Source organism: Paenibacillus ginsengarvi (assembly GCF_003626695.1).
Lineage (GTDB): Bacteria > Bacillota > Bacilli > Paenibacillales > NBRC-103111 > Paenibacillus_AB > Paenibacillus_AB ginsengarvi.
Genome location: NZ_RBAH01000018.1, coordinates 1 through 8,356 on the forward strand (window position 1 = coordinate 1; position 8,356 = coordinate 8,356).

Sequence of the window (8,356 nt, forward strand, 5' to 3'; positions counted from 1 at the left end):
GCCCCCCTCAAGATGAGATTTCCCAATTCGTAAGACCCCTGGTAGACGACCAGGTTGATAGGTTCGGGGTGGAAGCGCAGCAATGCGTGCAGCTGACGAATACTAATCGGTCGAGGGCTTATCCAAACTACCCAAGAAAGTGAAGCTTATGCTGACGAAGCGTAATCCGAAACCTTTCTCGGGGCCCGGTAAAGACCCTTACTGGGTAACACTCGATTCCGCTTTACTTGATCGTTTCGCATCCAGTTTTCAAGGAATAATCCTTGAGACATTCGTTTGGTGATGACGGCGGAGGGGATCCACGCGTTCCCATCCCGAACACGACCGTTAAGCCCTCCAGCGCCGATGGTACTTGGACCGCAGGGTCCTGGGAGAGTAGGACGTTGCCAAGCGACACAAAGCCACATGGACGATGAATCCATGTGGCTTTTTTGTTTTTAATCGGACCATTTGGATTTATTTCCAGATGGTTCTTTTTCTTTTACAACGATAGCCATTTGGCGATTGAGTCATACTACAAACAGGAAAAGAGAAGCGCAAGATGGGAGGTGCAGCGATGAGGTCCGTTCAGATGTTGGTTTCGGTTTTGTTTGTCGCTCTTCTGGCAGGATGTCAGTATGCAGATACGTTGCAAACGGTGCTGCCGGAACCTGAGTCGGCTTATGGAGGCGACAGGGCGGCAGCTTTACCGGCAAGGCCCAAAGTTAAAGGTATCTATGTAAGCGGCTGGGCGGCCGGTACGGCCAAGCTGGATCGTTTGATCGAACTGGTTGAACAAACCGAGTTGAATGCTATGGTCATTGATATGAAAACGGATCGAGGCCAGCTTACATACGATTCGGCTCTACCTATGGCGGACGATTCCGGTGCCGACTCGGCACGGATGATACCGGATATAAGCGGCCTCGTGGCTCAGCTTAAGGAGAAACAAATCTATACGATAGGACGAGTGGTTGTATTCAAAGATCCGTATATGGCGGCTGTACGTCCGGACTGGGCGTTGCAAACGAAGGATGGAGGCGTGTGGCAGGACTCTAAAGGCACTTCTTGGGTCGATCCCTATCACCCCGAGGTTTGGACGTATGCGCTCGACATAGCGAAGGAAGCAGCATCAATGGGCTTTGATGAAGTTCAATTTGATTACGTTCGCTTTCCGGATAACGGCTTGAAGGTCGATCGGGAGGTTGTTTACCGGAATCCGAACGGATGGGCCAAATCCGAAGCGATCGAGCGTTTTTTGCATCTGGCGACCGAGGAACTTCATAAGAGAGGGGTCTATGTGTCGGCCGACGTATTCGGTCTTACCGCTTCCGTTTCGGACGATATGGGTATCGGTCAAGTATGGAACGGAATTGCTCCGGCGATCGATGTGATCAGCCCTATGATCTACCCGTCCCATTACGGCGAAGGCGTATTCGGCATTCCTCATCCCGATTTGGAGCCGTATCTGATCGTGCAGCATGCGCTTGCGGACGGTTTGAGAAAAAACGGACAGCTGGCGAGCACTTCGCCGCAGGTGGCGACGATCCGGCCGTGGCTTCAAGATTTTACGGCAACCTGGGTGAAGCCTCATAAAACGTATGACAATACTGATGTGCAAGCCCAAATTCAGGCAGCCGAGGAATTGGGAATCGAGGAATATTTGTTATGGAATTCCGCTTCCTCTTACACTTTCAGGTAAAAGTTTGACAGAACGAAGGCGTTGAGGCGAAGAGTCTGCTCCGCACGGCCGGATTGCCTTGACACGAGAAAAATGCTTTTGTTACTATTCAATATTATACGTATTCGACCTAGGAGGAACTTCTCGTGTGGGAAAATAAGTTTGCCAAGGAAGGGCTGACGTTTGACGACGTTTTGCTCATTCCCAGAAAGTCGGAAGTATTTGGGCCACGGGAAGTTGATGTATCCACCCAGCTCACACCTAAAATCAAATTGAACATTCCGCTTATAAGCGCGGCAATGGATACGGTCACGGAATCCGCGCTGGCTATCACGATGGCGCGCGAAGGCGGAATCGGCATTATTCATAAAAACATGTCGATCGCTCAGCAGGCGGAAGAAGTGGACCGGGTCAAACGGTCCGAGAGCGGGGTCATAACGAATCCATTCTCGTTAACGCCAGAGCATCGCGTTTATGAAGCGGAAGAGCTTATGAGCAAATATAGAATCTCCGGCGTTCCGATCGTAGATGCGAACAACAAGCTGGTCGGTATTTTGACGAACCGGGATTTGCGTTTCGTGCACGACTACTCCACGAAGATCAGCGATGTGATGACGCGCGAAAATTTGGTCACGGCACCGGTCGGCACGACTTTGGCCGAGGCGGAAGTGCTGCTGCAAAAGCATAAAATCGAGAAGCTGCCGCTCGTGGATGAATCGAACACGCTTAAAGGGCTAATCACGATTAAAGATATCGAAAAAGCGATCCAGTTCCCTAATGCGGCCAAGGACGCCCAGGGGAGGCTGCTGGTCGGTGCGGCTGTCGGAGCATCCAGAGACGCTTTGGAGCGCGCCAGCGCGCTTGTGGAAGCGGGAGTGGACGTCATAGCGGTCGATTCGGCGCACGGTCATCACGTGAACATCGTCGAAACCGTACGGAAGCTGCGCCAGCAGTTCCCCGAACAAGCCATTATTGCCGGCAATGTCGCTACCGGACACGGCACCCGCGATCTGATCGAAGCCGGCGCATCGATTATTAAAGTCGGAATGGGACCAGGCTCCATCTGTACGACTCGCGTGATTGCGGGAATCGGCGTTCCTCAGATTACGGCCATCTATGACTGCGCATCGGTCGCGAGACAATACGGCGTGCCGATTATTGCGGACGGGGGCATTAAATATTCGGGAGACATATCGAAGGCGATAGCGGCCGGCGCGGATGCGATCATGATCGGCAGCTTGTTCGCAGGCTGCGAAGAAAGCCCGGGAGAGTCGGAAATTTATCAAGGACGCCGGTTCAAGGTATACCGCGGAATGGGATCGCTTGGCGCGATGAAGGAAGGCAGCAAGGACCGTTACTTCCAGGAAGGCGAATCGAAGCTCGTGCCGGAAGGCATTGAGGGACGCGTTCCTTACAAAGGACCGCTGCACGATACCGTGCATCAGCTCGTCGGCGGGTTGATCCAAGGGATGGGCTACTGCGGAACGCGTACGATTGCCGAGCTGAAGGAAGATACGGAGTTTATCCGTATTACCGGAGCAGGGCTTCGCGAGAGTCATCCGCATGATGTGCAGATTACGAAAGAAGCGCCGAATTATTCGCTTTAATAGGTAACGGAAGGCAGGGTACGCACGTGCCCTGTCTTTCTGTTTCTGGGCTCCGCCTTTTTCCGCTATCATTGGTATGTTACAATAGGCATAGTAGATCGTCATATACAAGGGGAGCATGCAACGCAAAACCAATTATACATATAAGGGAGATGGGAGAAAGGTGTCTAGGGCAAGGAAGGGCAGTTGGAGCCGATGGGTCGTTTGGGTTTGTTTTGTTACCGTGCTTGCGAATGCACTTATTTTTGTTCAGCCATCGAACGTGCAAGCAGCGGAAGCGGTAGATTTGAAGCTGGAAGCGAAAGCGGCCATTTTAATTGAAGCTTCTACCGGACAAGTTTTATACGAGATGAACGCAGATGAACCGATGCCGCCGGCAAGCATGTCCAAAATGATGACGGAATATCTGGTCATGGAAGCGGTGAAATCGGGGAAAATTAAATGGGACACCATCGTTTCTCCGAGCCAATACGCGGTGGACGTCATCGGTTCGGGGCAATTGATCGGTCCCGGCGAAAAATATAGCGTTGAAGATTTGTTCGGGGCCATGTCGATCTACTCGGCCAACGATGCGACGGTTGCGCTTGCGGAGACGGTCGGTGACGGATCGGAAGAAACGTTCATTAAAATGATGAACGATACGGCCAAAAAGTTCGGTTTTAACGAAAAATCGTTTTTTATTAACTCGACGGGCTTATCGCGCGCGGACTTGGGTAAATATGCGCCTTCGGGAACCGAGCCGGATACGATGATTACTGCCAGAGACGCGGCCACGCTCGCCTATCATATTTTGAACGAGCATCCCGAAGTATTGAAGTTTTCCAGCATTCCGTCCAAAAAGTTTCGTCCGAGCGATAAAACGCCGATGATCAACTGGAACTGGATGCTTGAAGGCAACAAGGACAATCCCAACTTCAAATCGTACGTCTATCAAGGATTGGACGGGCTCAAAACGGGACATACGATTGAAGCCGGTTATTGCTTTACAGGTACGGCCGTTCGAAACGGAATGCGTTTGATCAGTGTTGTCATGAATACGGCATCGGAGCCGAAGCGGTTCCGCGAAACGCAAAAGCTGCTCGATTACGGGTTTAATACATTCGAAATGAAGTCGGTTGTTCCGGCTAAAAGCGAAATCGATTCAATGAAGACGATCGCCGTCAAGAAAGGCGTCAAAACGGAAGTTCCGGTCGTTACGTCCGACGCTGTCGATTTTGTCGTCAAAAAGGGCGAAACGCCTGAATTTACGGTCGAAGCCGCACCGGCTGCAGAGCCGAAAAGTGCGCCGATCCAAACCGGGGATGTGCTCGGTTCGGTAAAAGTAAAGTATAACGGCATGGAGAAAACGGTCAATTTGGTTGCCTCACAGGATTTGGAGAAAGGAAGCTGGTTCCGTCTCATGATGAGGGGAATCAAAAACTTCTTCGGCAGTATCTTTTCCGGCATTGCCGGCGGCTTAAAAAACCTGTTTTAAGCGCACCTAACGGGTTGTTAATTGGATAGGCTTGATGTACAATGACTCTGTTAGAAACGGTTACTCTCTAAGGGGCCAACTTTACTTTAACGACGGGAACTACAGCAATTTATATACAGGAGGAATACAAGATGGAAACAGGAACATGGACAGTCAAAAAAGGGATGGCCGAAATGCAAAAAGGCGGCGTTATCATGGACGTTATGAACGCCGAGCAAGCTAAAGTGGCAGAAGCAGCCGGCGCTTGCGCCGTTATGGCTTTGGAGCGCGTGCCTTCGGATATTCGCGCGGCTGGCGGGGTTGCCCGTATGGCCGATCCTACCGTTCTGGAAGAAGTTATGAAGGTTGTCAGCATTCCCGTAATGGCTAAATGCCGGATCGGTCATTATGTCGAAGCTCGCGTACTGGAATCGCTTGGCGCCGACTATATCGACGAGAGCGAAGTATTGACTCCTGCCGACGAAGTGTTCCATATTAACAAAAGCGACTTTACGGTACCGTTCGTATGCGGTGCGAAAGATATCGGCGAAGCGCTTCGCCGTATTGGCGAAGGCGCGGCGATGATGCGGACGAAAGGCGAGCCGGGAACCGGCAATATCGTGGAAGCGGTTCGTCATATGCGTCTGATCAACTCGCAAATTCGCAAAATTCAAAGCATGTCCAAGGACGAGCTGATGACCGAAGCGAAAAACCTGGGAGCTCCTTACAATCTGGTGCTTTATGTTCACGAGAACGGCCGCCTTCCTGTCGTCAACTTTGCTGCCGGTGGTGTAGCTACTCCTTCCGATGCGGCTCTTATGATGCATTTGGGCGCGGACGGCGTATTCGTCGGATCCGGTATTTTCAAATCGGACAGCCCGGAGAAATTTGCCAAGGCGATCGTTCAAGCAACGACGCACTACACCGATTACGCTTTGATCGCCGAAGTTTCCAAAAACCTGGGTGCTCCGATGAAGGGCATCGAGATCTCCAAGCTGGAATCTTCGCAGCGGATGCAAGACCGCGGCTGGTAAGGCATACGGAAAGAAGGGTAAGCGATGAAAATAGGCGTACTCGCTCTGCAAGGAGCGGTAGCGGAACATATCAAGATGATCGAAGCTGCCGGCGGCACAGGCGTTATCGTCAAAAAAACGGAGCAATTGGCCGAGCTGGACGGCATCATCATACCGGGCGGCGAAAGCACGGCAATCGGGAAGCTGATGCGCGAGTACGGCTTTATCGATGCTATCCGGTCGTTCCATAGTGAGGGGAAACCTGTATTCGGCACCTGTGCCGGGCTTATCATATTGGCCGACGAGATCGTCGGCAACGAATCGGCGCATTTGCGGCTGATGAATATGAAAGTGCAGCGCAACGCGTTCGGGCGCCAGCGGGAAAGCTTCGAAACGGAGCTAGCGATCAAGGGCATCGACGAAAAGGTACGCGCCGTGTTCATCCGCGCTCCGCTTATTAAGGAAGTTGGGCCGGAAGTGGACGTGCTGTCGACGCATAACGGCGAAATCGTGGCGGCTCGGCAAGGAAGCTTGCTGGCGGCATCGTTTCATCCCGAACTGACGGACGATTACCGGATGCATGAATATTTTCTCGATATGGTCAAGGAAGCAAAGTCTTCATCAGTATAATGATATACGGGCAGCGCTGAAGCGGACCGCTTCCGTTCGTCCTGCGGGAAGCACTTCTTATGGCTTGAGCCATGGGGTGCTTTCTTTTTTGGAATTGCATGGTTATAGGCCGCACTATGCCAGTAAGTTGAATATTTGCACATAGTGTAGTACATTATATTGCATAACTTGTACACTAGTTCCCTTTTGGGAGGGGTTTTTGTTGTTCGACGTTAAGCTGTTGCGTAATGATATTGAACGGGTGAAGGAAGCGATGGCCGGACGCGGCAAAACCGCCGAGGAAATCAATCGTTTCACCGGTTTGGACGGAAAACGAAGGGAGCTGCTTCAAGAAAGCGAGCAGCTTAAAAACCGCAGAAACACCGTTTCCCAGGAAGTGGCCGCTAAGAAGCGGGCTAAGGAGGACGCGGAACCTCTTATCGTGGAAATGCGGGATGTAAACGACCGGATTAAATTTCTGGACGAAGAAATTCGCGTGCTCGAGGAAGATTTGAACAAGCTGCTTCTTTCGATCCCGAATATGCCTCATCCTTCCGTTCCTGTCGGGCGTTCTGAAGAGGAGAACATCGAAGTCCGGCGGGTAGGCGATATTCCGTCTTTTTCGTATGAGCCGAAAGCGCATTGGGAACTGGCCGACCAGCTCGGCATTCTCGATTTTGAAGCCGGGGCGAAGGTAACCGGTTCTCGGTTCGTATTTTATAGAGGTCTCGGAGCTCGCCTGGAGCGGGCGCTGATCAACTTCATGATGGACTTGCATAGCGAGACTCACGGCTATGAAGAAGTGCTCCCGCCTTATCTCGTCAATCGGGACAGCTTGACGGGCACAGGGCAGCTGCCGAAGTTCGAAGAAGATGTATTCAAAATTCAGAACTCCGACTATTTCTTGATTCCGACCGCCGAAGTACCGGTGACGAATATTCATCGGGACGATATTTTGCCGGTTGAGCAGCTGCCGAAATATTATGTGGCTTACAGCGCTTGCTTCCGTTCGGAAGCGGGATCTGCCGGGCGGGATACGCGCGGTCTTATTCGCCAGCACCAGTTCAACAAGGTCGAGCTGGTCAAGATCGTCAAGCCGGAGGACTCGTATGATGAGCTTGAGACGTTGACGCAGCAGGCGGAGAAGGTGCTTCAGCTGCTGAAGCTTCCGTACCGCGTTCTGACGCTTTGTTCGGGCGATCTGGGCTTCTCCTCGGCCAAAACATACGACTTGGAAGTATGGCTGCCGCAAAGCGGCATGTACCGCGAAATCTCGTCTTGCAGCAATTTCGAGGATTTCCAGGCGCGCCGTGCGAATATGCGGTTCCGCCGGGATGCGAAAAGCAAGCCGGAATTTGTGCATACGCTGAACGGTTCGGGTCTCGCGATCGGACGTACGGTTGCCGCCATATTGGAAAATTACCAGCAGCCGGATGGCAGCATTGTCGTTCCGGAGGCGCTTCAGCCGTATATGAAAGGCGTACAGGTCATCGCTAAAAAATAGCTCTTGCAGTCCGGCCCGCCCATGTGATAAAATGCATGTTGTTATGCGGGCCGCTGTTTTGTGGAGAGGTGGTCGAGTGGTTGAAGGCTCTGGTCTTGAAAACCAGCGAAGGGGTAACTCTTCCGTGGGTTCGAATCCCACCCTCTCCGTATCTACATACTTCAGGATGAGAACCTTCAGGTTCGTCGGAGCGTATGCTTCGGTAGCGATACATCGCAGTCTCACCCGAAGGGGGAGTATCCCACCCTCTCCGTATCTACATACTTCAGGATGAGAACCTTTAGGTTCGTCGGAGCATAAGCTTCGGTAGCGATACATCGCAGTCTCACCCGAAGGGGGAGTATCCCACCCTCTCCGTATCTACATACTTCAGGATGAGAACCTTCAGGTTCGTCGGAGCGTATGCTTCGGTAGCGATACATCGCAGTCTCACCCGAAGGGGGAGTATCCCACCCTCTCCGTATCTACATACTTCAGGATGAGAACCTTTAGGTTCGTCGGAGCATAAGA

At 52.1% G+C, this 8,356-nt stretch carries 6 protein-coding genes, 1 tRNA gene and 2 rRNA genes; all 9 read left to right on the plus strand.

The window, feature by feature from the left end:
• Positions 1-126 (plus strand): 23S ribosomal RNA (locus tag D7M11_RS22200); the annotation flags it as partial.
• 149 nt (positions 127-275) lie between these two features.
• Positions 276-392 (plus strand): 5S ribosomal RNA (gene rrf, locus D7M11_RS22205).
• A gap of 164 nt (positions 393-556) precedes the next feature.
• Entirely contained in the window at positions 557-1,681 is a 1,125-nt protein-coding gene (locus D7M11_RS22210) for a putative glycoside hydrolase (RefSeq protein WP_240041250.1), read from the plus strand.
• A gap of 125 nt (positions 1,682-1,806) precedes the next feature.
• Positions 1,807-3,267 (plus strand): IMP dehydrogenase, encoded by a 1,461-nt coding sequence (gene guaB, locus D7M11_RS22215; RefSeq protein WP_120749464.1) that lies wholly within the window; start codon positions 1,807-1,809, stop codon positions 3,265-3,267.
• 223 nt (positions 3,268-3,490) lie between these two features.
• Positions 3,491-4,741 carry a D-alanyl-D-alanine carboxypeptidase family protein gene (locus tag D7M11_RS22220; protein ID WP_240041251.1) on the plus strand — a complete coding sequence of 417 codons (1,251 nt, stop codon included), beginning with the start codon at positions 3,491-3,493 and terminating at the stop codon, positions 4,739-4,741.
• A gap of 131 nt (positions 4,742-4,872) precedes the next feature.
• Positions 4,873-5,754, plus strand: a complete 882-nt coding sequence (gene pdxS / locus D7M11_RS22225) for a pyridoxal 5'-phosphate synthase lyase subunit PdxS (protein ID WP_120749466.1) — start codon at positions 4,873-4,875, stop codon at positions 5,752-5,754.
• A 24-nt stretch (positions 5,755-5,778) separates the two neighbouring features.
• Positions 5,779-6,363, plus strand: coding sequence for a pyridoxal 5'-phosphate synthase glutaminase subunit PdxT (pdxT, locus tag D7M11_RS22230; protein WP_120749467.1), 585 nt, complete (start codon positions 5,779-5,781; stop codon positions 6,361-6,363).
• A 202-nt stretch (positions 6,364-6,565) separates the two neighbouring features.
• Positions 6,566-7,846 (plus strand): serine--tRNA ligase, encoded by a 1,281-nt coding sequence (gene serS / locus D7M11_RS22235; protein ID WP_120749468.1) that lies wholly within the window; start codon positions 6,566-6,568, stop codon positions 7,844-7,846.
• A gap of 62 nt (positions 7,847-7,908) precedes the next feature.
• Positions 7,909-7,995, plus strand: a tRNA-Ser gene (locus D7M11_RS22240).
• The last annotated feature ends 361 nt before the right edge of the window (positions 7,996-8,356 follow it).